Origin of the sequence: Rhizobium sp. BK591 (assembly GCF_014195045.1) — a bacterium.
In the GTDB taxonomy this organism is placed as follows: Bacteria; Pseudomonadota; Alphaproteobacteria; order Rhizobiales; family Rhizobiaceae; genus Rhizobium; species Rhizobium anhuiense.
In genome coordinates, this window is sequence record NZ_JACIAZ010000002.1 from 278,999 (window position 1) to 303,765 (window position 24,767).

The window sequence follows — 24,767 nt, forward strand, 5'->3', positions numbered from 1 at the left end:
TCCACTGCGTCAGCGTCGCCATCCGTCGTATCGGGGCTGCGTGACGGTGACGGTGACGATGTCTCTGTTGGGCACGCTCATGGTCCTTCATGGACGACGACGACCACGGTATCTCCGCGCGATGACGCTTTCCGGAACCTGATGAATCTGCGTCAGAGCAATAGTCGCGCAGGCCGACCGTAACTGATCAACCGGACTGCAACGCGTGCGAGCCGCGGCAAAATTCAATCAATTGCTCCGAGGTCATGGGCCGTGCCAGCGCATAACCTTGCAATATATGGCAACCGAGCTCTTTCAGGATCTTCGCATGCTCCATCGTCTCCACGCCCTCTGCAACGATGTCGATGTTCTGCGATCGGCCGATTTCGATAATCGAGGCGACCAGACGGCGCTGCGATGGAGACGCGATGATCGGCTTGATGATCTCGCGATCGATCTTCAGCCGTCGCGGCTCAAATCGAAGCAGACTGACGATGCTGGCATGTTCGGTGCCGAAGTCGTCGATCTCGATTTCGATGCCGAGCTTTTTAACCGCTGGAATGATCTCGTTGAGAACAGGTTGAAGATCGTTGAAGGAGATCGTCTCGAGCAGCTCGAAACACAGGCGACCCTTGGCGATGGGAAGCTCGGACAGCTCGGCAAGCAGATTTGCCTGCGCCAGCCGGCGCGCTGAAATATTGACCGAGACACGGGGGATTTGCATTCCCAGGCTGTCCCATCGCGTCAGCTCGAACAGGGCCTTTTGCAGGATCAGCCTGTCCATGTCGCCGCTGCGCCCCAGCTTTTCCGCGACGTCGAGAAATCTGATCGGGGCGAGCAGGCCCTTTTGCGGGTGGTCCCAACGGGCAAGCGTCTCGACGCCGGCAATGGCCAATGTGTTGGCATCGAACTGCGGCTGGAAGAATGCAACGAGTTCATCGCGATCGAGCGCGTGATTGAATTCGTCCACCAATTCTTTCGAATGGATCGCGGCGCTACGAAGCTCTTCGGTAAACACCGCCGCGCGGCCGCGGCCCGCCTTCTTCGCCTCGTACAGGGCCAGATCGGCATCGAGAAGCAATTGGCCGAGGTCCCGCCCGAGATCGGTCTCCCAGGCGACGCCGACGCTTGCCCCGACAACGCAGGCCATACCGTCAATGAAGAGAGGTTGCTCGAGGGTCTCGACAATCTGCCGGGCCAATGCGTTTGCCTTCGGCTCCGGATCGGCGCTCCAGCTGGCGAAGATGAACTCATCTCCACCGATCCGAGCCGCAACGTCGTCTGGACCAGCCAAATCGGCAAGGCGCGAAGCCGTCCCTTGCAAGACCGCGTCACCTCCGGCATGGCCTTTCGTGTCGTTGATCTCCTTGAACCGGTCGAGGTCGATATGAATGAGGATCAGACAATCCTGTGCACGGGGTCTCGGCGGTTGCGCGATCATCCGGTCGACAAATCGTCGATTGGGAAGCCCCGTCAATGCGTCATGCAAGGACAGGAACTCCAGCCTCTGCCGGGCCCGAACGAGCTTCTTCTTGTGAAGGCGAAGCTTTTCGATCGTTCTTTGGCGCGATCTGGTCAGAAAGCCGATCCAGACGATCGGCGCAACGACACATAGTGCCAGCAGGCTCGCGTAGAACTCAAAAATGCCGATCCCGCTCTTTTGGCCCCATCCGCGCTTCGGCAGTGCGGCGAGGGTCCAACGGCCGTAGGTCATATCGACGGATGCCAGGACCGGCTTCCTGGAAAAGGTTGCCAAGCTACCGAAAAAGACCTGTTTGGGCTCGTTCGGCTCCGGCACGGTGCTGATGGCGAGTTCAAGCTCGGTCGAACCAAGACCGCTTTCCTGGTAGAGCCTTGGTATGTCGATGATGCCGGAAAGCAGTCCCCAAAAAATCTGGCTTTTTCCCTCAGTGATGTAAATTGGGTACCGGACCACGAAAGCGGTTCCACCTTGGACAAGCTCCACCGGGCCTGTGAGAACGATATTGTGGGTGTTGCGCGCCAGCATCGCGGCAGCCCGTTGCTTCTCATTGGTGCGGTAGTCGAGCCCGATGGCCTTTTCGTTTCCCTTCTCCGGATAGACCCACCGGACCACCATGTCGGGCGCGGCGGCGAAGCTTCGCAATTGTGAATCGGGCTGCAGAATCTGCGCGGCGAGTTTGGAAAATCCGTTCTGGCCCATCTCCGGATTGACTGCGATGCCGGCCGCCAACCCCTGCAACAGTTTCACATTGCTGTTGAGGTTCGTCTGAAGTCGGGAGGATATGGTGGCAAGCTCGCCGGCGACGATCGAACGTTCCTCGGCCAGCGATCGCTCCAGCCGCCAGTTCGTTGCCACCCAGACGACGGTTGCTGCAATAATCGCCGCAAATATTGCGGGAGCGAATGCGCTGGTATGGCTTATTGCGGAGCGAGCGAGATTTCTTCGAAACTTCATCAGGTTGCCGGCGTGGATGACAGACACTCATCCTTGCACGGTTTCTTTAAGGCAACGCTAAACTCGCCGGCGCCCTATGAAGGAAAGCTGCCTGCTCGTTGCGAGGCTTAGGTCGCTGGGCTAAAATCGGCGGCCAGCACCGCGTCCTTGAGCGCGCGCGAATAGGGATGCTGCGGGTTGTCCAGGACGGGGCGGGCCTGTCCGCGTTCGACGATTTCGCCTTTGCGCATGATGATGATGTTGTCGCTGATGTAATAGGCGGTGGCGAGGTCATGGGTGATGTAGACGATGGAGAGACCGAGCTCGTTTTTCAGGCGGCCAAAGAGGTTGACGATCGCCATGCGCAGTGATGCGTCGACCATGGAGACCGGTTCATCGGCCACCAGCAGGCGGGGTTGCGGGATCAGCGCCCGGGCGATGGCGACGCGCTGAAGCTGGCCGCCCGATAGTTCGTGGGGAAACCGGCCTTTCACTTCTTCAAGGGTCAGGCCGACATGGACGAGCGCGGCATCGGCCATCCGCTCCGCCTGCTGCCGGTCCGGCCGTTTTCCCGAGAATGAAAAATTGAGGGCCGTCTCGAAGAGATAACGGTCGACACGCTTCAGCGGATTGAAGGCTTCGAAGGGGTTTTGCAGAACCGGCTGGACCTCTTTCATGAAAGCCTTGCGTTCGGATCTGCTATGGATGGCAACGGTCCTGCCGCTGAATTGAAGCTCGCCTTCCGTCGGTTCGGTCTGGCCGAGGATCATTGCCGCGATCGTCGATTTTCCCGAGCCGGATTCGCCGACGATCGACAGGATCTCCGGCTCCGCTCCAAGTTCAAAGCTGACGTCCTTGACCGCGGTGATCAGGCGCCGGCCGAGCATGCCGCCCTGCCGGTAGACTTTCGTGACATGCGAGAGACGAAGAAGAGCACTCAAACCTGATCTCCCGTAACGGCAAAACAGGCCACGCGCCGCTGCGGCTCGACGGTGACCAGCGGCGGAACCTTCTGCGAGCAGATCTCCATGCGCTTCGGACAGCGCGGGTGAAACCGGCAGCCTTCCGGCGGCATGGCGAGGTTCGGCGGACGACCCTCCAGCGAAGGGCGGGCCGTCGCATCACCGATGCGCGGCAGGCTGCCGACGAGGTGCTGCGTATAGGGGTGGAGCGGCATGTTGAAGAGTTTGGCGGTCGGCGCCTCCTCGACAAGACGCCCGGCATAGACAATGCCGATGCGGTCGGAGACCGTCGCATGAACCCCCATATCATGGGTGACGAACAGGAAGGACGAACCCATCTCGCGTTGGATTTCGCGGATCATCGATAGGACGTCGCGCTGAACGATCACGTCGAGCGCGGTCGTCGGTTCGTCGGCGATGATGAATTCCGGCGTCAGGATCGTGGCCAGCGCAATGGTCATGCGCTGGCGCATGCCGCCGGAGAGCTCGTGGGGATAGGCGTCGAGCAGATGCGGATCCAGCTTCAGCCGTTGCAGATGGGTGGCGACCCTTTCGAAAAACTCATTCCTGCCGACCTTCATGTGGCGAAAGGCGAAATCGGTGAAGGAGTGACGGATCCGGCGCACCGGATTGAGCACATTCATCGAACCCTGCATGATATAGGACAGATGCCGCCAGCGCAGCGCCAGGCGCTCTTCCGGCTTCATCGCGTAGATATCCTGGGTGCCGCCGTCGAAATGGAATGTCACCTTTCCCGAGACGACCCGGAGCGGCGGCCGGATCGCGCCGGCGATGGTCTTGATCAAGGTCGTCTTGCCGCTGCTCGATTCGCCGGCAACGCCATAGACCTCGCCGCGGGCGATCGTCAGGCTGATATCGTCGACGGCGCGCACCTCGCGATCGACGCCGTAGAGGAAGGCACGGTAATAGGCTTTCAGATTCTCAATTTCGACCAAAGGATCCATACTAACTTCCCATCCGGTTGAGCCGGCTGCGCGGATCATTGTATTCGTTCATCGACATGGACAGCAGGAAGAGCGCCAGGAAGAGGACGACGATGACGGCGACGGGGGCGGCCACCCACCACCATATGCCTGATATCAGCGCCGAATGCGCATTGGCCCAATAGATCATCATGCCCATGGTCGGCGTCTCGATATCGGTGAAGCCCAGCACCGACAGGGTGATCTCCATGCCGATCGACCAGATCATGTTGTTCATCGTGGTGGCGAAGACGATCGGCAGAACATAGGGCAGGTGCTCCTCGACGAGGATCTTGCGCATGCTCATGCCGGAATAGACGCTCTGGGTGGTGAAGGATCTCGTCTTCAGGCTGATCGCCACCGAACGGATGAGGCGTGCATCGTAGGACCAGCCGAGCGAGGCCATGATGACGATCAGCACCGTCCAGGTCATGCTGTCCTTCAGCACGAAATAGAACAGGATCAGCAGCGGAAATTGCGGGATGACCATGACGCTGTCGTTGATGGCCATCAGCACCCGGTCGACCGCGCCGCCGGCATAGCCGGCGACGAGGCCGACGACCAGCGAAATGATGCGTGAAATGAAGGCGACGCCGATGCCGAAAAACAGGGTGTTGCGGAGCGCGGTCGTCAGTTGCCAGAAAACATCCTGGCCACGCGATGTCGTGCCGAGCCAATATTCGCCATCGGGCGGCATATCGGGCGGCAGAAGATAGATGTCGGTCGCGCCGTACGGCGAGAAGTAGGACATGATGACCAGCCCGACGATGACGGCAAAGAGCAGCAGGCCGCTGAGGAATTCCATATTCTGGCGCGCGAGGTCGCGGACGATCGTAAACATGCTCTATTCCACCTTGATGCGCGGATCGATCAGCGGGCTCAGAATGTCGATGATGAACACGGCGGCGGCAACGCCGACGATCGACAATGCGCTGAGGCCGAGCACCAGACTGTAGTCGCCGGCATGCACCGCTTCGATCAGCAGGTTTCCGATGCCCGGATAGCCGAAGACGATTTCGGTAATGACCGTGCCGTTGAAGATCGCGCCGAGCGACATGGCAAGCCCGGTGAACTGCGGCACCATGGCATTGCGGGCGATATAAGAGCGCAGAATCTTGCGCTTGGGAACGCCGCCCAGCTCGGCGAAGACGACGTAATCCTCGGTGATGATGTTGGAAACGAGCGCGCGCATGCCGATCAGCCAGCTGCCGGCGCCGACCATGATCAGTGACAAGGCCGGCAGGATCGAGTGTTTCAGGATATCGAGGACGAGGGCAAAGGAGAGGTCGAGATTGGCGTTCATCTCGTAGCCGCCATTGATCGGCAGCACCGGCCAGAGATAGCCGAAGACAATCAGAAGCACGAAGGCCAGGATGTAATAGGGAATGGGAAGCAGGGCGATGAAGACGAGGCTGACGGCCTTCAGCACCATGTCCTTGCGGTAATAACCGGCGAGCGCGCCGATCGCATTGCCGAGCACGAAGGTGATCAGGGTCGACACTGACATCAGCCCGATGGTCCAGGGCAGGGACCGCATTATGATGGTGGAAACGGGCGTCGGAAAAGCCGACAGCGAGGGACCGAGATCACCGGTCGCAAGCCGCAGCCAGAAATGCAGGTATTGCTGCCAGATCGAGCCCTCCATGCCGTAAAGCTCGCGAAGCGACTGGCGCATCAGTTCGATCGCATTCGGATCGGACTGCCCCATCTGGGTGATGGCGCCTATGCTTTCTTCGACCGGGTCGATCGGGGTCAGGTGGGTGACGAAGAATGTGATCGTCACGCCAAGAAATACAACAAGCAGAAACTGACCGAACCGCTTCAGCACAAAGATCAGATAGGACGTCATAGGGCGGTGGTTCCTCTCTGGTTCCCTTCATCAAGTGGAAAGGATCGACGGACATGCCACATGCCCGTCGATTAGGGGGCCGGCGCGCAACACTCGCGCCGGCGTTGGGAGGATTATTTCGGTTGTGCCGGCTTCAGCTTGACCATCATCAGCCTGGAGTTGGCCCAATTCGGCACCGGATCGGTATAAGGATCAGCGATCGTCGGATAACCGGTCCAATAGGTCGTATCCATCGAGGTGAAGACGTTATACGACATCAGCGGGATCGTCGGCATTTCCTTGGCCACCAGCTTCAGATAATCCTTGCCGAGCTCGACGCCCTTCGGATCATCGGCGCTGATGCCGCGAATGCTTTCGATGATCTTATCGAGATCCGGATTGCTCCAGCGCTGCCAGTTGCGCGGCGGCTGATTGTCACCCTTCTTGGCCACGAACTGCGAATGCCAGCTGTCGAGGAAGAACGACAGATCGGGATCGCCGCCCCAGGTTTCGACGCTCCAGGCGATCGCCACCTGGAAATCGCCGGGCTGTAGCGCCGTCTGCCAAAGTTTCGCGGCCGGCACGGCTTTGGCGTCGATGCCGAAGGCGGCCCATTGCTGCGCAATCAGCGTCCCGGCGCGGGTGAAGACGGAGCGGGTGTCGCCCTCGACCGTCATCCGGATCTTGAAGGGCTGTCCATCCGGGGTCAGCCATTTGCCGCCGGATTTCTTGAAGCCTGCCTTTTCCAGCAGTTCGCCGGCAGCCTTCGGATCCGGCTTCCACCAGCCATAGCCGAAGGCGCCGCTGATTGCCTGCGGGTCGGTCGGGATCTGGTCCTTGAACTTCGGCTGCTTGCGCAGGATATCGGCGATCTGTTGCCCGACCGTCGGGTCATAAGGCTTGATCTTGCTCTTGCCGGTATCGATCTCGAAATCCTTCAGCCAATCCTGCATCGGCGCCTGATAGTCCTTCATCGTGGCCGCCGTCGGTGGCACGCCGAGCGCCGACAGCGTCGCAGCGCCGCGGTAGCTCGCCATGTCAACGGCCTTGATGTCGATCAGCAGGGCAAGCGCCCAGCGTACATCGGCGTTGTCGAAGGGCGGATTCTGGGTGTTGAAAATGACAGCCGGAAGTGTCGGATCCGGATGGGCGAAGGGGAAGCCCGGGAACCAGGTCTCGATCGACTTCGATTTTTCCTTCAGCGTGAACATGCCCTCGGGCGTGTTGTCGTGAATGATATCGAGATTGTGCTCGAGCTGAGCGATGGTGCGTTTATCCGGCGGGCCGGGATCGGTATAGGTCACGTATTTCGGGGCCGGCTCGCCGAAGCGGGCAAGCGATGTCCGCTGCCAGTCGTCACGCTTCTCCCAAGTATACCACTTGCCCTGGGGATCGTAGGACTTGAGCTTGTAGGCGCCGAGCGAGACGGGATTGGCGAAATCATAGCGAAGCGGATCTTCGACTTTCTCGAAGACATGCTTGGGCATGATCCAGGCGCCGTTCCAGCGAACGGTGAAGATGGCGTGGAAGCGCGAATTGGGCTTCTTCAGCTTGAACACCACAGTCGAGGAGTCGGTCGCCTCGACGCTTGCCACCTGCACCGAGAAGGCAGCACTCCAGACCATGCCGGGGTGATCCATCTGCGTCTTGACGGTATAGACCACGTCGTCTGCCGTGAACTCCACGCCGTCGCTCCAGAAGAGCCCCTTGCGCAGTTTCACCGTCATCTCGGTGAAGTCGGCATTATATTGCGGCTTGTCGGCAGCCAGCGAATTGTCCCAGGTCGCGCCGCCAAGCCCTTGTTCGGGGTCGATATACCAGAGCGTATCCATGGTCAGCTGCTGCAGGCCTGTGGATACACCGCCGCCGCCATTGACCCAGATGTTGAACCAGCCGGGATTTTTGATCGTCCCTTCCGGATTTTCGACGATGAGCGTCTCCTTGCGCGGCAAGGAGGTGTAGTCATCGGCCTTGGCCGTCGCTGTCAGGCCGAGTGCGGCCAGCGCGACGCCAAATGCGAGCCTCTTCCACTGTTGCATGAACTCCTCCCTAGAAAGCGACGATACGGCGGCCGCAAAGGCACGCATGGGCACGTCGCGGTTGTCGGTTCGCAGAGGCAGAGCCTCAGTGAACCATCCCTCCGACCCGCCTGCCTCCTCGCAGTGAGCCGAATATCTTCAGCCGGGCTTACCCGGCGGCGGCTGTCACACCGACAGCCGGATGACATTGTAGGACAGCGGTTTCAGCGCTGCCCGCACCCGTCCATCCTCGACCTTCGCAGTCTCGACATTGACCGGAGCGACCGTCTTCGGTCGCGCAGCCGTATTGACGGCTTCCAGGTCGCCATGGGTCATCTCCACCTGCTCGACCACCCGGGCGGCTCCGAAACCTTCCAGCCGCACGTCGAGATCGAGCGCCGCGTTCGGATGACGGTTGACGGCAAAGAAGGTGAGCTGCCTACCGTCTTCGGAATGCACGGCCGATACGTCGAGATAGGGGACGTCGTTCTCTTCGTCGCTGTCATAGGTCGGGCCGTCGACGACCAGCTGCAGGGCCGAGCCGCGGCCATATCGGGAAGCGTAGTAGAAGGGGTAATAGATCGTCTGGCGCCAGGCCGCACCGCCGTCCTCGGTCATAATAGGGGCGATGACGTTGACGAGTTGGGCGATGCAGGCGATGCGCACCCGGTCGGAGCGGCGGATGAAGGTGTTCAAAATGCCGCCGACCTGCAGCACGTCTTCGAAATTATAGATATCTTCCAGGAGATGCGGCGCATCCGGCCATTCGTCGCGCGCCAGGATATCCTTGTCCTGCTGGTTGGAATGATACCAGACATTCCATTCGTCGAAGGAAATGCCGATCGTCTTCTTCGAGCGTTTTTTCGCCTTGATGTAGTCGATCACGCCGCCGATCGTGGTGATGTAGCGGTCGAGTTTCGTCGCGCGGGCGAGATAGTTGAGCGTATTTTTCTCGCGATTGGCAAAATACATGTGCAGCGAAATATGGTCGGCGCTGTCATAGCACTGGTCGAGAACCTGCGCTTCCCACTCGGGATAGGTCTTCATGTCGGAATTGGACGAGCCGCAGACCACGAGTTCGAGCGACTTGTCGAAGCCGCGCATGGCTTTGGCCGTCTCATCCGCCAGCCGGCCATATTCATAGGCCGACTTGTGGCCGACCTGCCAGGGCCCATCCATCTCGTTGCCGAGGCACCACAATTTGACATCGTGCGGATTGGACCAGCCGTGCTTGCGGCGCAGGTCCGACCAGTAGGTGCCGCCGGGATGATTGCAATATTCCAGGAAATTGCGGGCGGCATCGAGGCCGCGTGATCCGAGATTGACGGCGAGCATCGGCTTGGTGTTGGCCTTCTTGCACCAATCGACGAATTCATTGACGCCGATCTGGTTGGCTTCGCGGGTGCGCCAGGCAAGATCGAGGCGAACCGGGCGCTCCGAACGCGGGCCGACACCGTCTTCCCAATTATAGGCCGAGACGAAATTGCCGCCGGGATAACGGCAATATGGCGTGTCGAGCTCACGCACAAGATCGAGCACGTCGCGGCGAAATCCGTCCTCGTCGGCTGTGGGATGTCCGGGCTCATAGATGCCGCCGTAAATCGCTCTGCCGAGATGTTCGAGAAATGAACTGTAGAGCCTGGCGTCAATGGTCGCGACGCGGAAATCGCGGTGGGCAACGACATTCGTCTTCAACGGATCCTCCCGATTATATATCAGAATTTTTGTTTTCTTGCCTCTAACTTGATATCAGGAATGTCGTTCTGTCAACCGAGTTGCGGTTTTAATCATACTAATTCAATTTTCGGAAATAATTGTTTTATTACAGCGTGTTGTGGTGTATTTTTGGTTGTCAGATCTGGAAAGAAGCGTGATATTTAAATCAAGATTTCAGATATTTATAATTCAGACATGTAGCCGCATGATGATATCGCGTCCATGATTTCCGAAGCCGCGGCCGAAAATATTCACGCCGCCGGTATGGCCGGCATTCTCGGCGATGCCGACCCTAAGCCGGATCGAGGAGTGCTGGGCAAGCGCCAGATCGCTGAGCGTGACATTCGATGCGGCGATGCCGTCGATGAAGGTTCCGCGCGTCGAGATGCGCCAGGTCTTCATCATCCCATATTGTGAGCCCTCGAGCTTCCACCATGCCGGCGTGAAGGCGCCGCGCTTGTCGCCGTAATCACCGGGCGATGTCCAGGTGCCGATCGCCATGCCGTTGACCCAGAGCGTGATATCGGAGGGCCAGTCCGGATTGGTGCCGGGCACCTCGGACGACAGCTCCAGCGAAAACTCGATGGCGCGGATACCCTTGTTCAACACCTTGGCGTTATTGGGGAATTTATATTCCACGTAGCCTCGGCCGAACCAGACGAGCCCGGCCTGCATGCGCTGCGGATCGAGGAAATAGTCCGGCACATCGAGGGGACCGATGACGCTCTCGGTAGAGCAAAGACCGCAGGGCGCATGGACATCGCAACTGGTGTAGAGCCCCACAGGCATCTCGACTTCGATGATATTGTTGGCCCTTTGGGCCGCACTTTCCTCGAAGCTGATCAGAATTTCGCTGTAGATCGCCGAGCAGATCTTCTGATTTCCCTTGCGGGCTTTCGCCAGCTGGGAATCGACAAGCCGGGCGTCTTCCAAAATCTGGATGCCGGTTGCGACGGTGGATTGGGGGAGGGAAAGTGCGCGCGCGATGTCGTTGATATTCATCGGCCCTTTGGCACAGAGCAGCTTGAGAATCTCAATTCGCGCCGGCGCCGAAAGGGCGCGGATCGCATCGTTATTCTCGCCGGCGGCAATCGTCAAAAACGAGCGTTCCATCATTCCCCCATCATTTCCAGTAAAATGATGTATATCGGAAATTATGATACATCAAGTGGGAATGCTTAGGTCGACCTTGGCTGACTTAGATGGTTTAGAATTCTACGATGCGAGGGACTTAGAGATCCTTCCACGGATTGATGATCTGCAAGCCGATTCCGTCGAAATCGGACACATTTCGCGTTGCGAGTGAAGCGCCGCGCGAGATGGCGATGGCTGCGATCTGCGCATCGAACTGGCTGATCGGCCTGCCAGCCTTGCGGCGATCGGTGGCAATGATGGCATAGACATCTGCCGCGTCACGATCGAATGGCAGGATACGGCCACTCATGTCCTCATTGAATATCGGCAGGATGGCTGCCTCGAGATCACGCCGACGCCGGCCGGGAGGAAGGAGACGCAAGCCATACAAAATTTCCGCTTCGGTGATCGCGGTCGTGAATACGGATAGTGGATGTTGTGCCCCGAGCCATTCGATTACAGCCGCATTCGGCGCCGGCGTGAGCAGTTCCGAAATGACGTTGGTATCGAGAACGATCACGCGTCAAAGTCCGGCGCGTCCCGGATCGGCTGCCGGGGCGGAATTTCGAGCTCAACCCCTCCGACCGATTGCAAGCGGGCGCGAATGGTATCGGCGAGATTGCGCGCCACCGGCTCGGTGGTCGCAAGTGCCGTACGCAGAATATCGCGTGCTTCGTCTTCCATTGATCGCCCATGCGTGGCGGCGCGAACGCGCAGCCGCTGCTTCAATCCATCATCGAGATTGCGGATCGTCATGCTGGCCATCATTGCCTCCATTCATCAATGACAGCATATAAATCATTGATTGCATATTCTCAAGCAACGGTCGCGAGATGCGTTTCCGTCCTTAGCCTAGCAAGTCCATAACAAGAGTGGTCCGCCGGCCCCGGGTCAATGCCCGATCGCATCAGATTGCAGATCGGCATCCGTCAGCGTTCCCAGGAAGGCGACGATGTCGTCGATCTCGAGGTCGGTGAGGGCAGGCGCATCGCCGGACTTCCGGCCGAAGGGTGGGTCCTGGTTGAGATTGTCCCAATAGGCTTGCGGCAGGTCGTCATATCTACGGACCGTGCCATCTGAATTTTTCGGATACCACCGGCCGGGATCGCTGTCGCGGGTCGCATAGAAGGAGACGACGTCGCGCAGCGAGTGGAAATAGCCGTTGTGGAAGAAGCTCTTATTCAGAGCGACATTGCGCAGCGTCGGGGTGCGGAACAGGCCGCAATAGTCGCTGCGTCCGGCAAAGTCGGTGCGCTGAGGGCCGCAGAGGCCGAGATCGTGATAGTTCGGATCGCTATTGGCCGGGATTGCCATATTGCGGGGAGCGGCGAGTCCGAGGAAGCCGAAATCGGAAAATTGCGGCGGTTCGCCGTCATTGGCGGGCTCGCTCAGATGACAGCTCGAACAGTTGCCCTTGGCCGGATCCTCGAACAGCTGTCGCCCGTGCAATTCCTGCGCCGTCAGCGTCGCCTTGCCGGCGAGAAAGGCGTCGTAGCGGCTGGAATAGGGATAAAAATCCGGGCCACTCTGTTCGAAGGTGGCGAGCGCCTCGGCGGCGGCGTCGAAGGCGTCGTCGGGGTTGTCGAACACCGTCGCGCCGAAGGCCGCCTCGATGTCACCGGCATAGGCTGCCTTCTGCAGCTTTGCCACCACTTCGGCCGCATCCTTGTTTCCCATCTCGAAGGGCGAAAGCAACGGGATCTTTGCCTGATCGGCGCCGTGGTCGACACGGCCGTCCCAGGTCAGGCCGCCGGTCGGGCCATTGTCGACGCTTTCGTCGCCCTCGTCCTCGGAATCGTAATAATGCTCGGTGAAGGCGGGTACCGCCTGGAGGTAGCGCAGCGTCGGCACGGCGCGCAGCCCCGGCCGGTCCATATGCTGGCCGCCGATTTCGACCGGCGTCGCCGATGCCGGGCCGAAGGCGTGAGCCGGATCATGGCAGGACGCGCAGGCCTGGAGCCCCGAGGCCGACAGCGAGGCATCCGAGAATATCTTGCGGCCGAGCGCGGTGAGCGTTTCGGCTCGGGCAAAGGCCTCGGCGCGCGACATCGGGCCGGGATGCAGGCCGGCCGTGGTCGCCGCGCTGCTTTGCCGCAGCGGAAGACTGGCAAGACAGAGCGCCACAGCACCCATGCTCACCGCCAGGCCGGACCGCACAAGCCAGATGGTCTTGATTGCCATGATAAGGATTCCAATAGCTTAAGACTGGTTTGCTCCATGATCGAACCTTGTTGCAACAAATTGATGACGGCTATCGCCTGCGGCATCACGCCAACCCCCGATGTCACAAAGTTGATAGACGGCCGGAATAGCGTTTGGACGCCCCCGAGCGTTCTCCGCTCCCTCTAGCCAACGCCCCCTAGCCATGAGGAACTGACGTGAAAAGACTGAAGACCCTCCATTCCATCTGTCTCGCCGGATCGGCCATCGTGCCGTTTGCGATCACAACGGCAGCCCATGCGGCGCCCGCCGGCTACGACAAGATCGACAATGTCGTCGTCATCTATGCCGAAAACCGCAGCTTCGATAATCTCTACGGCAGCTTTCCCGGCGTCGACGGGCTCTCGAACGCGACCGCCGATCACGCCCGCCAGCTCGACCGCGACGGCCAGCTGCTATCCGAACTGCCGCCCGCCTGGGGCGGCCTCACCGCCAAGGGTGTTACGCCTGCCGTCACCGAGGCGCAGTCGGCCCATCTTGCCAACGCCACCTTTGCGATCGACGATCCCAAGGGTTTTGCGCAGGCGCCTTCGGTCATCACCCGCGATCTCTGGCATCGCTTTTACCAGGAGCAGATGCAGATCGACGGCGGCAAGAACGACAAGTTCGTGGCCTGGGCCGATTCCGGCAGCCTCGTCATGGGGCACTACGACGGCTCCATCCTGCCGATGTGGCAGGTCGCCAAGAAATACGTCATTGCCGACAACTTCTTCCAGGGCGCTTTCGGCGGTTCCTTCCTCAATCACTTCGCACTCGTCTGCGCCTGCACGCCCTATTATCCCGACGCCGACAAGAGCCCGGCAAAGCCGACCATTGCCAAGGTCGATGCGGACGGCACGTCGCTTGTTGTGGCGGAAAACGCCCCGAAGTCGGCGCTGGAGGGCGCCCCGAAATTCGTCTCCGACGGCACGCTGACCCCTGACTTCTATGCCGTCAACACCATGCAGCCGCCCTACCAGCCGAGCGCCAATCCGCCGGCCAAGGACGGCGATCCGGCCTATGCCGATCCCACCGCCGCAACGACGCTGCCGCCGCAGCATGAAATCACCATCGGCGACCTGCTGTCGCTGAAGGGTGTCAGCTGGGCATGGTATAGCGGCGCCTGGCAGGCAGCCCTCGACGGCAAGAACGCCACGCCGGTGCCGAACTTCCAGTTCCACCACCAGCCGTTCAACTATTTCGCCAATTTCGCGCCAGGCACGCCGGCGCGCGCCGAACATCTGAGGGATGGCGGTCTTGGCGGCGAAGCCTTCCTCAGGGATATCGACGATGGCAAGCTGCCCGCGGTCTCCTTCTACAAGCCGCAAGGCAACCTCAACGAACATGGCGGTTATGCCGACGTGTCGAGCGGCGACCAGCATCTTGCCGATATCGTCTCCCACCTCGAGAAGAGCCCGCAATGGGGCCATATGCTCGTCATCGTCACCTATGACGAGAATGGCGGCTTCTGGGATCACGTCGCGCCGCCGAAGGCCGATCGCTGGGGCCCGGGCAACCGCATTCCGGCCTTCATCATCTCGCCCTTCGCCAAGAGCGGCATGGTCGATCACACCCAGTACGACACGACCTCGATCATCCGCTTCATCACCGCGCGCTATGATTTGCCGGTGCTGCCCGGCATCCTCGCCCGCGACAAGGCGCTGCGCAACAATGATCGGCCGCCGATGGGCGACCTCACAGCCGCGCTCGACCTGACGCATTGACGATTGCGAGCGGCCCCTGTTCGGGGCCGCTCCATCTGTTTCTTTACGTATTCCGGACGCAAAACCGCTGCGGACTTTTGCTGGCACTGCTTGCCGTCACCGCCGCAGTAATGGTCGCAATGCGGTCTGCGTTTCCTTCAGCAGCGGCAGATACCGCTCCTTCATCTCCGCGGCCGGCACGAGAGCGGCCGGCGCCCCGATATTGATCGCCGCGACGGTTTCGCCGCGGTCGTTGTCGATGGGCACGGCAATGGAGCAGAGACCGATCTCCAGCTCCTGATCGATGATGGCGTAACCCTCGGCGCGCACACGGCGGAATTCTGTGATGAGCTCCTCCGGATCGGTTCTGGTATTCACAGTGTTCTTCTTCAGCTCGCTGCGGGCAAGGATGGCGCGCGCTTCGCTCTCGGGGAGAGCCGCAAGCAGCACCCGGCCCATCGAGGCGCAGTAAGCGGGCAGGCGGCTTCCGGGAGTCAAATTGATCGACATGACGCGGCGCTGCGAGGCGCGGGCGACATAGACGATTTCGGTGCCGTCGAGCACCGAGGCCGAGGCACTCTGGCCGGCCTTTTCGGAGAGAAGATCGAGATGCGGTTGCAGCAGCGCCGGCAGAGGCGTCGCCGCGAGATAGGCATGGCCAAGCCGCAGGATCTTCGGTGTTAGGGTGAAGAACTTGCCGTCGTAATCGGCATAACCGAGTTCGGCGAGCGTCAGCAGCGAGCGGCGCACGGCGGCGCGATCGAGCGCCGTCAGTTTCGACGCCTCGGCAATGGAAAGCCGCTGCCGCGTCTCACCGAAGGCTTCGATGACTTTCAGGCCGCGGGCAAAACCGCTGACGAAATCCGTTTCGCGCATGGTGGGCTCCTGTCTTGAGGTTGCCTGTCGGACCGCGTTCTATCGTGCTTCGCCCTTCGCTTGCGCTTCGGGCATTCGTCGCTGCAATCGATTCGCTGGATCGATTGCTCGGGCTGCGCCCGACCACTCCTTATTGTGCGATATACGAACAAATGTCAAATATCGCACAAATTTCTTGCCGTCCGGCCCGCTGCGCTTTATCCCTGACGCTCGAAGGACGGGAACCAGTTCCCGATCGCATAGCCAAGGAGAGATCCCGCATGGACAAGACAGTCGGGAGCACGGCGGAAGCCGTCTCTGAGATCGGTGACGGCGCGACCGTCATGATCGGTGGTTTCGGTGGCTCGGGCGCGCCGATCGAGCTCATTCATGCCCTGATCGACAAGGGCTCGAAGAACCTGACCGTGATCAACAACAATGCCGGCAACGGGCGCATCGGCATCGCCGCGATGATCGATGCCGGCTTGGTCCGGAAAATGATCTGTTCCTTTCCGCGGTCGTCGGATCCGCGCGCCTTCACGGATAAATATCTGGCCGGCGAGATCGAGCTCGAGCTGGTGCCGCAGGGAACGCTTGCCGAGCGCATCCGCGCCGGCGGAGCCGGCATTCCGGCTTTTTACACGCCGACGGCTTACGGCACCGAACTGGCCAACGGCAAGGTCATCGCCGAGTTCGATGGCCGCCACTATGTGCAGGAGCGCTGGCTGAAGGCCGACTTTGCGATCGTGAAGGCTGAAATCGGCGATATCCAGGGCAACCTCACCTACAACAAGGCCGGCCGCAACTTCAATCCGCTGATGTGCATGGCGGCGGAAAAGACGATCGTCCAGGTCTCGTCGATCGTGCCGGCCGGCGGCATCGATCCCGAACACGTGGTGACACCCGGCATCTTCGTCGACCGCGTTGTCGCCGTTCCCAATCCCCAACAGGAAGAAGAGCTCATTCGAGCCGGAGTGGCCTACGTATGACCATCGACACTCGTGAAGACATCAAGCTTTCCAACGCGCAGATCGCCTGGCGCGCCGCGCAGGACATTGCGGACGGCGCCTATGTCAACCTCGGCATCGGCTTTCCCGAAATGGTCGCCCGATATCAGCCGCCCGGCCGTCAGGCGATCTTCCACACGGAAAACGGCATCCTGAATTTCGGCGAGCCGCCGGCGGCGGGCGAAGAGGACTGGGACCTGATCAATGCCGGCAAGAAGGCGGTGACGCTGAAGCCGGGTGCCGCCTTCTTCCATCATGCCGACAGCTTCGCCATGGTGCGCGGCGGCCACCTCGACGTCGCAATCCTCGGCGCCTATCAGGTGGCTCAGAGCGGTGACCTCGCCAACTGGCGGGTGGGCAGCAAAGGCGTGCCGGCCGTCGGCGGCGCCATGGACCTGGTGCACGGCGCCAAGCAAGTCTGCGTCATCACCGAACACGTCACCAAGACGGGCGAGCCGAAGCTTGTGGAGAAATGCACCTTCCCGCTGACCGGCGTAGCCTGCATCACCCGCGTCTATACGAGCCACGCCGTCATCGACATCGTCAAGGGACGCTTCGTCCTGCGCGAAAAGCTCGCCGCGATGTCGCAAGAGGAATTGCAGGCGATGACCGGCGCGCCGCTCACCGTCGAAGGGCCGGTTGGCGACCTCGTCGTCCCGCAACTCTGAGGAAAAGCCATGACCGAAGCCTTTATCTGCGACTATGTCAGAACGCCGATCGGCCGCTTCGCCGGTTCGCTGTCCCAGGTGCGCGCCGACGATCTCGGCGCCATTCCGCTGAAAGCGCTGATGCAACGAAATGCCGCCGTCGATTGGGAAGCCGTCGATGACGTGATCTTCGGCTGCGCCAACCAGGCGGGCGAGGATAATCGCAATGTCGCGCGCATGTCGGCGCTGCTGGCCGGCCTGCCGATCTCAGTTCCGGGCACGACGATCAACCGGCTTTGCGGCTCCGGCATGGACGCGGTGATCACCGCGGCGCGGGCCATCCGCTCCGGCGAGGCCGAGCTGATGGTCGCCGGCGGCGTCGAAAGCATGTCGCGCGCGCCCTTCGTCATGCCGAAGGCCGAGACGGCCTTTTCCCGGGCCGCCGAAATCCACGACACGACGATCGGCTGGCGCTTCGTCAATCCGCTGATGAAGAAGCAATATGGCGTCGATTCCATGCCGGAGACCGGTGAGAACGTTGCCGAGGACTATCATGTCAGCCGTGAGGACCAGGATGCCTTCGCGGTGCGAAGCCAGGCGAAGGCGGCGGCCGCCCAGGCGAACGGACGGCTGGCGAAGGAAATCACCCCGGTGATCATTCCGCAGCGTAAGGGTGATCCCGTCATCGTCGAAAAAGACGAACATCCGCGGGCGACGACGATCGAGACGCTGGCGAAACTCGCCACGCCTTTCAAGAAGGAGGGCGGCACGGTGACGGCCGGCAATGCCTCCGGCGTCAATGACGGGGCGGCGGCGCTGATCGTCGCTTCGGAAGCGGCGGCCCGGAAATATGGCCTGACGCCGATCGCCCGCATTCTCGGTGGTGCTGCCGCCGCCGTTCCGCCAAGGGTGATGGGTGTCGGGCCGATCCCGGCCTCGCGCAAGCTGATGGCGCGGCTCGGCATGAGCGCCGAACAGTTCGACGTGATCGAACTCAACGAGGCCTTTGCCAGCCAGGGGCTGGCGGTGTTGCGCGCGCTCGGCATTGCCGATGATGATGCGCGGGTGAACCGCAATGGCGGCGCGATTGCGCTCGGCCATCCGCTTGGCATGTCGGGTGCACGCATCACCGGCACGGCGGCGCTGGAGCTTCATGAGACCGGCGGAAAATATTCGCTGTCGACCATGTGCATCGGCGTCGGGCAGGGCATCGCGATCGCGCTCGAAAGGGTTTGATGTCGTTCGAAAGGAAGGCGCTTCCGGCATTGGCCGGAGGCCGCCCATCCGTTGCAAGCCATATCAGGCTTCTGTAGACATCGGGCATGCTGATCCGCCCCGCAGATAAGAACGATCAAGACGCGATCTGGAGGATCATCGGTCCGACGATCCGCGCCGGCGAAACCTATGCGCTTGATCGTGATCTCTCTGAAGCCGATGCGCTCGCCTATTGGATGGGACCGGACCGCGAGACTTTCGTCGCGGAAGAGGATGGTGTGGTCCTCGGCACCTATTACATCAAGGCCAATCAGGCCGGCGGCGGCCGGCATGTCTGCAACTGCGGTTACATGACCGACGCCGCCGCGAGCGGCAGTGGCGTCGCTCGCCGGATGCATGACCATTCCCTGCAGCATGCCCGCGCCAGGGGCTTTCGGGCGATGCAGTTCAATTTCGTCGTCTGCAGCAATGAACGCGCCGTCGCGCTGTGGCAATCGCTCGGTTTCGAAATCGTCGGTCGTCTTCCCGGTGTGTTTCTTCATCCGACGCAGGGCTATGTCGATGCATTGGTGATGTTTCGTACTCTCTAAGTGCGACGAAAAAGATGTGAGCGCGCTGTCGAAATCGCAGCGGTTCAAACGTCTTTGGATTGCAGGCGCGGAGTGCGGTAGGCTTGCCGCATGCGTCGCGATCACTCTGTCGGCAAGGAGGTTATGAAGCCATGAGTGTTTCCTATCGTTGGGTCATCGTCGCTGCGGGCGCATTGATGACCTGCGTTGCGCTTGGCGCGATGTTTTCGCTGGCGATTTTCCAGGGGCCGATCGCAACGGCGACCGGCTGGTCGCATGTCGGCATCGCCAGCGCGATGACGCTGAATTTCATCGTCATGGGCTTCGGCGGCTTCTTCTGGGGCGCGGCAAGCGACCGCTTCGGCCCGCGCGTCGTCGTGATGATCGGGTCGGTGCTGCTCGGCCTGGCGCTTGTGCTGGCGAGCCGGGCCGAGACGCTGCTGCAGTTCCAACTGACCTACGGCATCCTCGTCGGGCTCGCCGCCAGCACCTTCTTCGCGCCGATGATCGCGGCGACGACGGCGTGGTTCGACGAAAACCGCGGCCTTGCAGTGTCGCTCGTCTCCGCCGGCATGGGCGTTGCGCCGATGACGATCTCGCCCTTCGCGCGTTGGCTGATCTCGGCCTATGAATGGCGGCCCGCCATGCTGATGATCGGTATCGGCGCCTGGCTGCTGTTGGTGCCGGCCGCTCTGCTGGTCAGGCGTCCACCGGCCGAAACCGCTGAAACCGGAACCGAGTTCGCAGCCGACGGCGCCAGGCCCCCGCTGTCGAAAGTCTTTCGGTCGCCGCAATTCATCGTGCTCGGCCTGACCTTCTTTGCCTGCTGCGCGGCACATTCCGGACCGATCTTCCATATGGTGAATTATGCGACGATCTGCGGCGTCGCACCGATGGCAGCCGTCAGCATCTACAGCGTCGAAGGTCTGGCCGGACTGGGTGGTCGGCTGCTCTATGGCAGCCTTGCCGATAGGATAGGGGTAAAGCCGGTGCTGGTCGCCGGCCTGCTGGTGCAGGCGGCCGCACTCGCGACCTATCTCTTGGTCAGCCGGCTCGGCGAATTCTATGCGCTCGCCATCATTTTCGGCAGCGCCTATGGCGGTGTGATGCCGCTTTATGCGGTGCTGGCGCGGGAATATTTCGGGCCGCGCATTATCGGCACGGTCTTTGGTGCGGCGACGATGCTCTCCAGCCTCGGCATGGCCTTCGGCCCTCTCGTCGGAGGCTGGATCTTCGACACCTTCGCCAATTATTCCTGGCTGTTCATCGGCTCCGCAATGGTCGGTCTGGGGGCGGCGGCGATCGCCCTCGCATTCCCGCCACTCGCCCGCCAAAAACCGCAGCCGGCCTTTGGCGTGGCTCCATGAGACGACGCCGGGCTGTTCTGTGGTGCGGCGGTTGCGAAGGACCGATCTTTACGAGAAATCCGAAACGAAGCCTTCCATCGTCGTGTTCAGCCGCCCAAGGATCGTCAGCAGGATCTGCTGCTTGCGGGCTCGCCGCGCTGCCGCCGATGTCATATCGACATCGAAGATCGCCGAGAAGGTGGCACGGTTTGAAACATTGAAGAAGCAGAGACCGCTCAGCGTCATATGGATCTCTATTGGCGTAACGGCCTGATGGAATAGTTCCTTTTGGTATCCGAGACGCAGGCATTGATCGATGCGTTGCAGGATCGGCCGGTGCAATTCGCCGATCAGGGATGAGGCCGGCAGGTATTTTGCGTCGTTGAGATTCTCGCTCATGATCAATTTGACGAACGTCGGATGATCGAAGTGAAAGTCGAAGCAGAAGTCCACGAGGTTCTTTAGCGACTGGCGTGGATCTTCCTCACCGAGGTCTACCTTCGCTTCCGCGACGCGGATGCGCGCATAGGCGTTTTCGAGCACGGCGACGTAGAGCTTCGCCTTCGAGTTGAAGTAGTAATAGATCATCCGCTTGCTGCGGCGGGTCTTCTGGGCAATGCTGTCGATTGTCGTGCCGGCGTAGCCATGCCGGGCGAACTCACCCTCGGCCGCTTCGAGGATGTCTGCGCGGGTCTGATCGGGATCATTCGTCCGCTGCTGACGCTGATATTTTTGCGTCGCCTGCGACTTGCCGGGTTTAACCGCACTCTCAGCCATGGTTCCTCGCTGACCAGCCAATGCAATCGCCCTTATCGCGGCCTTTGCCTCGCTTTGCAAGCATGGCCGCCCTCGAACATTCCAAAAACCGACAGTTGAGCCGATCCCCACGTGAGATGGCTTTTACTTGCATAGCGAGGAATGAATTTTGAACCATTGCGAACAATTTTTTGAGGCTGGCATCGGTGAATATTCAAGAAAAAATGTCAGATTGAATCTTCAAAGTAGATCAGGTTGTTATACTAAATAATTGAAAGAAAAAGAAATATTTCAGATCGGCATTAATCCTCCCAGGGAGTTGACAGATATTTCATCATCTGGCTACTTATGTACGAAAGCGAACATTTTGCGTGTGAGTGCCGGGGACGGAGAAGGCGCTTGCAGCGACGGGAGGAGCTCACCGTGAGCTATCAATTTGATTTCAGCGTTATTTTTGCCGCCTGGCCCCGGCTTCTCTATGGGTGCTGGCTGACGCTTGCGATTTCGACCAAGGCGATGGCGATGGGCTTTGCCATCGGCCTTCTCTGCGTGGCCTTGCGCCGGACCGGGATCGGGCCGTTCGTCTGGCTGGTGAAGTGTTTCGTCGAGATCATCCGCAACACTCCCTTTCCGGTTCAGGCCTTCTTCATCTATCTCGGCCTGCCGTCGATCGGGATCAGGCTCGCGCCAGATACCGCCGCCATCGTCGCGCTTGGTCTCAACGGCGGCGCCTATGCCGCCGAGATCATCCGTGGCGGGGTGGAATCGATCCAGAAGGGCCAGGTCGAGGCAGGCCGCGCGCTCGGCCTCAGCGGCTTCCAGGTGTTCCGCTATATCATCCTGCGGCCGGCGCTGCGCGTCAGCTTTCCTGCACTCGCAAGCCAGTTCATTCTGTTGATGCTGACCTCCAGCGTTGTCGCCTCGATATCGGCGATGGAGCTAGCCAGCATTGGCCAGCAGCTGGAATCGACGACCTTTCGCAGTTTCGAGGTCTACCTGACCCTGACCGGTCTCTACCTCGGAATGTCCGCCATGCTCACGGGGCTTTTCTCCCTGATCGAGCGCGGCCTTCTCTCCTATCCGACGCGGTGACGGCGATGGTTCAGACACTCGGCCTCAATCAGATCGTCATCCTGCTCGAAGCGTTCCGCTGGACGATCCTGCTCGCGGCGATCGCCTTCGTCTGCGGTGCCGGTGGAGGGCTCTGCATCGCCCTGATCCGCACGGCGCCGTTCCAGGCGCTGCGAGCCATGGCGACCGCATTCATCATCGTCTTTCAGGGCACGCCGCTGTTGATGCAGCTCTTCGTCATCTATTACGGCCTGCCGCTGATCGGCATCACGGTCAACGCCTGGGTCGCCGTTGCCGCCGGGCTCACGCTGCATGCGAGCGCCTATCTCGGCGAGATCTGGCGCAGCACCATCATGGCGCTGCCGAAGGGGCAGGAAGAAGCGGCCAAGGCGCTCGGCCTCGGATACCGGACCCGTATCGTCGACGTCATCCTGCCGCAGGCGCTGCGGATTTCGCTGCCAAGCACCGTCGGTTTCCTGGTGCAACTGGTCAAGGGTACGTCGCTTGCCGCCATTATCGGCTTCACCGAGCTGACGCGGGCCGGGCAGATCGTCTCCAACGCGACCTATCAACCGCTCATCGTCTTCGGCCTCGTCGGCGCGCTCTACTTCGCGCTCTGCTGGCCGCTGTCGCACTTCAGTTTCCAACTGGAAAAACGCTTTGCGAGCGCCCGCTAGCGCGCGCAGGGAATAACGCTAAGGGCAAGGAGGAAGCCTAATGATGAAGAATACCAATATGTTGAGGAAGGCCTGGGGGGCAGTCGGCGCGATCGGTTTTGGCCTTGTCGTCGCTTTCGGCGCCGGCAAGGCCGATGCGCAGAGCTTTGCGGAGCTGAAGGCCAGCGGCAAGATCGTGATCGGTATCCAGGGCGAGAATCCACCATGGGGGTTCGTCGACGAAAACAATCAGAGCGCCGGCTTCGATGCCGATTTCGCCAAGCTTCTCGGTGAGGAAATCGGCGTGCCGGTCGAGTTCAACCGCGTTGCCGTCGCCAATCGTATCCCGACCTTGATGACCAACAAAGTCGATGCACTGATTGCAGTGATGGGCATGTATCCCGACCGCGCCAAGGTGGTGCAGTTTACCAAGCCCTATTCGGCGATCGACATCATGCTGCTCGCCAAGCCGGAGACAAATATCAAGGCGCCGGCCGATCTCAAGGGCCTGCGAATTGCCGTTGCGCGCTCCTCGGCGCAGGATACGCAGGTGACGCAGAACGCTCCGGAAGGCGCGACGATCCAGCGTTTCGATGACGATGCTACCGCCATCCAGGCCTTCCTTTCCGGTCAGGTCGACGCGCTCGGCGCCAACAACACCTATTTCCTCAGCATCGCCAAGATCGCGCCGGACTTCAAATTCGAAAAGAAACTGCAGTTCAACCGCCAATATAACGGCATCTCCGTGCGTCCCGGTCAAAAGCAGTTTGTCGAGGAGCTGAACGCCTTCATCGACAAGACGCGCGCCGACGGCCGCCTCGAGAAGATCTACCAGAAATGGCTTGGCCAGGACGCGCCCGACTTCCCGGACTCGCTGCCTAATATCCCCTTCACCGTTCAATAACAAAGCAGATGAGGAAGACGCCGTGAATGCGATGGTGACAATTGCGGACAATGCCGCTGTCGATCCGATGATCGTCATGGAAGCCGTGGACAAATATTACGGCGCCTTCCACGCTCTCAAGAGCATCAACCTGACGGTGAAGCAGGGGGAGAAGGTCGTTCTCTGCGGGCCTTCCGGCTCGGGGAAATCGACCCTCATCCGCTGCATCAACTATCTCGAGAATTTCGCCAGCGGCCGGGTCGTGGTCGACGGTATCGAGTTGAAGACAGGCGCCTCGATTGACGCCATCCGTCGTGAGGTTGGCATGGTCTTCCAGCAGTTCAATCTCTTCCCGCATATGACGGTTCTGAGAAACTGCATGCTTGCACCGATGAAGGTGCGCGGAATGAAGGCAGCACAGGCGGAAGAGGTTGCGCGAGCCTATCTGGAGCGCGTGCGCATCTCCGATCAGATGCACAAATATCCGGCGCAGCTTTCCGGCGGTCAGCAGCAGCGTGTGGCGATTGCCCGCGCGCTCTGCATGGATCCAAAGGTGATGCTCTTTGATGAGCCGACCTCGGCGCTCGATCCCGAGATGGTCAAGGAAGTGCTCGACACAATGGTCTCGCTCGCCGGCGAAGGGCGAACGATGATCTGCGTGACCCATGAGATGGGTTTTGCCCGCGCCGTGGCCGATCGTGTGATCTTCATGGCGAATGGCGAGATCATCGAGGAGGCGTCGCCCGAGGAATTCTTCACCGCGCCCCGGAACGAGCGCACGCGCGCTTTTCTCGGACAGATTCTCGGGCACTGAGAGCGGGAAG

General features: G+C 60.6%; 23 protein-coding genes. 10 read left to right on the plus strand and 13 right to left on the minus strand.

Features of this window, described 5'->3' with window-relative positions; translation table 11 throughout:
- Positions 1 to 187: 187 nt before the first annotated feature.
- The 11 genes from FHX10_RS08415 to FHX10_RS08465 form a co-directional block, all read right to left on the minus strand.
- On the minus strand, positions 188 to 2,416 hold the full coding sequence (locus FHX10_RS08415) for an EAL domain-containing protein (RefSeq protein WP_097595681.1): 2,229 nt from the start codon (positions 2,414 to 2,416) through the stop codon (positions 188 to 190).
- Between the two features lie 107 nt (positions 2,417 to 2,523).
- Complete coding sequence (locus tag FHX10_RS08420; RefSeq protein ID WP_063476002.1) at positions 2,524 to 3,336, minus strand: ABC transporter ATP-binding protein; 813 nt, start codon at positions 3,334 to 3,336, stop codon at positions 2,524 to 2,526.
- Positions 3,333 to 4,322 carry an ABC transporter ATP-binding protein gene (locus FHX10_RS08425; RefSeq protein ID WP_097543484.1) on the minus strand — a complete coding sequence of 330 codons (990 nt, stop codon included), beginning with the start codon at positions 4,320 to 4,322 and terminating at the stop codon, positions 3,333 to 3,335. Before FHX10_RS08425 ends, FHX10_RS08420 begins: the two co-directional genes overlap by 4 nt.
- Before the next feature lies 1 nt (position 4,323).
- Entirely contained in the window at positions 4,324 to 5,181 is an 858-nt protein-coding gene (locus FHX10_RS08430) for an ABC transporter permease (protein ID WP_047612835.1), read from the minus strand.
- A gap of 3 nt (positions 5,182 to 5,184) precedes the next feature.
- On the minus strand, positions 5,185 to 6,189 hold the full coding sequence (locus tag FHX10_RS08435; protein ID WP_097595657.1) for an ABC transporter permease: 1,005 nt from the start codon (positions 6,187 to 6,189) through the stop codon (positions 5,185 to 5,187).
- 113 nt (positions 6,190 to 6,302) lie between these two features.
- The gene (locus FHX10_RS08440; protein ID WP_028759135.1) at positions 6,303 to 8,207 is read right to left on the minus strand and encodes an ABC transporter substrate-binding protein; all 1,905 of its coding nucleotides are present in this window, start codon (positions 8,205 to 8,207) and stop codon (positions 6,303 to 6,305) included.
- A gap of 165 nt (positions 8,208 to 8,372) precedes the next feature.
- Positions 8,373 to 9,881 (minus strand): alpha-N-arabinofuranosidase, encoded by a 1,509-nt coding sequence (locus FHX10_RS08445; protein WP_097543482.1) that lies wholly within the window; start codon positions 9,879 to 9,881, stop codon positions 8,373 to 8,375.
- 210 nt (positions 9,882 to 10,091) lie between these two features.
- Positions 10,092 to 11,018, minus strand: coding sequence for an ArsR/SmtB family transcription factor (locus tag FHX10_RS08450; protein WP_179869507.1), 927 nt, complete (start codon positions 11,016 to 11,018; stop codon positions 10,092 to 10,094).
- 115 nt (positions 11,019 to 11,133) lie between these two features.
- Positions 11,134 to 11,556, minus strand: a complete 423-nt coding sequence (locus FHX10_RS08455) for a type II toxin-antitoxin system VapC family toxin (protein WP_097543481.1) — start codon at positions 11,554 to 11,556, stop codon at positions 11,134 to 11,136.
- Positions 11,553 to 11,801: a FitA-like ribbon-helix-helix domain-containing protein gene (locus FHX10_RS08460; protein ID WP_027687869.1), complete on the minus strand. Its 249-nt coding sequence runs from the start codon at positions 11,799 to 11,801 to the stop codon at positions 11,553 to 11,555. Before FHX10_RS08460 ends, FHX10_RS08455 begins: the two co-directional genes overlap by 4 nt.
- A gap of 126 nt (positions 11,802 to 11,927) precedes the next feature.
- Entirely contained in the window at positions 11,928 to 13,217 is a 1,290-nt protein-coding gene (locus tag FHX10_RS08465) for a cytochrome-c peroxidase (RefSeq protein ID WP_097595658.1), read from the minus strand.
- Positions 13,218 to 13,414: 197 nt separating this feature from the next.
- On the opposite strand from FHX10_RS08465, the gene FHX10_RS08470 reads away from it, so the two are divergent.
- Positions 13,415 to 14,959 carry an acid phosphatase gene (locus tag FHX10_RS08470; protein ID WP_097595659.1) on the plus strand — a complete coding sequence of 515 codons (1,545 nt, stop codon included), beginning with the start codon at positions 13,415 to 13,417 and terminating at the stop codon, positions 14,957 to 14,959.
- A gap of 96 nt (positions 14,960 to 15,055) precedes the next feature.
- On the opposite strand, the gene FHX10_RS08475 is transcribed toward FHX10_RS08470, so the two are convergent.
- Complete coding sequence (locus tag FHX10_RS08475) at positions 15,056 to 15,814, minus strand: IclR family transcriptional regulator (protein WP_063476007.1); 759 nt, start codon at positions 15,812 to 15,814, stop codon at positions 15,056 to 15,058.
- Between the two features lie 260 nt (positions 15,815 to 16,074).
- On the opposite strand from FHX10_RS08475, the gene FHX10_RS08480 reads away from it, so the two are divergent.
- The 5 genes from FHX10_RS08480 (at position 16,075) to FHX10_RS08500 (ending at position 20,598) form a co-directional block, all read left to right on the plus strand.
- Positions 16,075 to 16,782 carry a 3-oxoacid CoA-transferase subunit A gene (locus tag FHX10_RS08480; RefSeq protein WP_047612854.1) on the plus strand — a complete coding sequence of 236 codons (708 nt, stop codon included), beginning with the start codon at positions 16,075 to 16,077 and terminating at the stop codon, positions 16,780 to 16,782.
- Positions 16,779 to 17,468, plus strand: a complete 690-nt coding sequence (locus FHX10_RS08485; RefSeq protein WP_097543478.1) for a 3-oxoacid CoA-transferase subunit B — start codon at positions 16,779 to 16,781, stop codon at positions 17,466 to 17,468. Before FHX10_RS08480 ends, FHX10_RS08485 begins: the two co-directional genes overlap by 4 nt.
- 9 nt (positions 17,469 to 17,477) lie before the next feature.
- On the plus strand, positions 17,478 to 18,683 hold the full coding sequence (gene pcaF, locus FHX10_RS08490; RefSeq protein ID WP_097595661.1) for a 3-oxoadipyl-CoA thiolase: 1,206 nt from the start codon (positions 17,478 to 17,480) through the stop codon (positions 18,681 to 18,683).
- Between the two features lie 86 nt (positions 18,684 to 18,769).
- Positions 18,770 to 19,252 carry a GNAT family N-acetyltransferase gene (locus FHX10_RS08495; protein ID WP_097630771.1) on the plus strand — a complete coding sequence of 161 codons (483 nt, stop codon included), beginning with the start codon at positions 18,770 to 18,772 and terminating at the stop codon, positions 19,250 to 19,252.
- A 131-nt stretch (positions 19,253 to 19,383) separates the two neighbouring features.
- Positions 19,384 to 20,598: an MFS transporter gene (locus FHX10_RS08500; RefSeq protein WP_097543475.1), complete on the plus strand. Its 1,215-nt coding sequence runs from the start codon at positions 19,384 to 19,386 to the stop codon at positions 20,596 to 20,598.
- A gap of 48 nt (positions 20,599 to 20,646) precedes the next feature.
- On the opposite strand, the gene FHX10_RS08505 is transcribed toward FHX10_RS08500, so the two are convergent.
- Complete coding sequence (locus FHX10_RS08505) at positions 20,647 to 21,354, minus strand: TetR/AcrR family transcriptional regulator (protein ID WP_052213310.1); 708 nt, start codon at positions 21,352 to 21,354, stop codon at positions 20,647 to 20,649.
- A 402-nt stretch (positions 21,355 to 21,756) separates the two neighbouring features.
- Between FHX10_RS08505 and FHX10_RS08510 the strand changes: the two genes are divergently transcribed.
- Genes FHX10_RS08510 through FHX10_RS08525 form a run of 4 tightly spaced genes read left to right on the plus strand, consistent with a single transcriptional unit; the run spans position 21,757 to position 24,757 of the window.
- Positions 21,757 to 22,425 (plus strand): amino acid ABC transporter permease, encoded by a 669-nt coding sequence (locus tag FHX10_RS08510; protein WP_097595683.1) that lies wholly within the window; start codon positions 21,757 to 21,759, stop codon positions 22,423 to 22,425.
- Between the two features lie 5 nt (positions 22,426 to 22,430).
- A complete protein-coding gene (locus FHX10_RS08515; protein WP_063476012.1) occupies positions 22,431 to 23,081 on the plus strand; it encodes an amino acid ABC transporter permease in 651 nt (216 codons plus the stop codon).
- 43 nt (positions 23,082 to 23,124) lie between these two features.
- Positions 23,125 to 23,964, plus strand: coding sequence for a transporter substrate-binding domain-containing protein (locus FHX10_RS08520; RefSeq protein WP_165932222.1), 840 nt, complete (start codon positions 23,125 to 23,127; stop codon positions 23,962 to 23,964).
- Between the two features lie 31 nt (positions 23,965 to 23,995).
- A complete protein-coding gene (locus FHX10_RS08525; protein WP_280178056.1) occupies positions 23,996 to 24,757 on the plus strand; it encodes an amino acid ABC transporter ATP-binding protein in 762 nt (253 codons plus the stop codon).
- Positions 24,758 to 24,767 lie beyond the last annotated feature (10 nt).

Bases quoted from the DNA above. Each gene is read 5' to 3' on its own strand.
- FHX10_RS08450 (WP_179869507.1), bottom strand. From the start codon at position 11,018: ATGATGGAACGCTCGTTTTTGACGATTGCCGCCGGCGAGAATAACGAT.
- FHX10_RS08415 (WP_097595681.1), bottom strand. From the start codon at position 2,416: ATGAAGTTTCGAAGAAATCTCGCTCGCTCCGCAATAAGCCATACCAGC.
- FHX10_RS08460 (WP_027687869.1), bottom strand. From the start codon at position 11,801: ATGGCCAGCATGACGATCCGCAATCTCGATGATGGATTGAAGCAGCGG.
- FHX10_RS08500 (WP_097543475.1), top strand. From the start codon at position 19,384: ATGAGTGTTTCCTATCGTTGGGTCATCGTCGCTGCGGGCGCATTGATG.
- FHX10_RS08435 (WP_097595657.1), bottom strand. From the start codon at position 6,189: ATGACGTCCTATCTGATCTTTGTGCTGAAGCGGTTCGGTCAGTTTCTG.
- FHX10_RS08465 (WP_097595658.1), bottom strand. From the start codon at position 13,217: ATGGCAATCAAGACCATCTGGCTTGTGCGGTCCGGCCTGGCGGTGAGC.
- FHX10_RS08515 (WP_063476012.1), top strand. From the start codon at position 22,431: ATGGTTCAGACACTCGGCCTCAATCAGATCGTCATCCTGCTCGAAGCG.
- FHX10_RS08430 (WP_047612835.1), bottom strand. From the start codon at position 5,181: ATGTTTACGATCGTCCGCGACCTCGCGCGCCAGAATATGGAATTCCTC.
- FHX10_RS08425 (WP_097543484.1), bottom strand. From the start codon at position 4,322: ATGGATCCTTTGGTCGAAATTGAGAATCTGAAAGCCTATTACCGTGCC.
- FHX10_RS08505 (WP_052213310.1), bottom strand. From the start codon at position 21,354: ATGGCTGAGAGTGCGGTTAAACCCGGCAAGTCGCAGGCGACGCAAAAA.
- FHX10_RS08525 (WP_280178056.1), top strand. From the start codon at position 23,996: ATGGTGACAATTGCGGACAATGCCGCTGTCGATCCGATGATCGTCATG.
- FHX10_RS08520 (WP_165932222.1), top strand. From the start codon at position 23,125: ATGAAGAATACCAATATGTTGAGGAAGGCCTGGGGGGCAGTCGGCGCG.
- FHX10_RS08485 (WP_097543478.1), top strand. From the start codon at position 16,779: ATGACCATCGACACTCGTGAAGACATCAAGCTTTCCAACGCGCAGATC.
- FHX10_RS08480 (WP_047612854.1), top strand. From the start codon at position 16,075: ATGGACAAGACAGTCGGGAGCACGGCGGAAGCCGTCTCTGAGATCGGT.
- pcaF (WP_097595661.1), top strand. From the start codon at position 17,478: ATGACCGAAGCCTTTATCTGCGACTATGTCAGAACGCCGATCGGCCGC.
- FHX10_RS08495 (WP_097630771.1), top strand. From the start codon at position 18,770: ATGCTGATCCGCCCCGCAGATAAGAACGATCAAGACGCGATCTGGAGG.
- FHX10_RS08440 (WP_028759135.1), bottom strand. From the start codon at position 8,207: ATGCAACAGTGGAAGAGGCTCGCATTTGGCGTCGCGCTGGCCGCACTC.
- FHX10_RS08475 (WP_063476007.1), bottom strand. From the start codon at position 15,814: ATGCGCGAAACGGATTTCGTCAGCGGTTTTGCCCGCGGCCTGAAAGTC.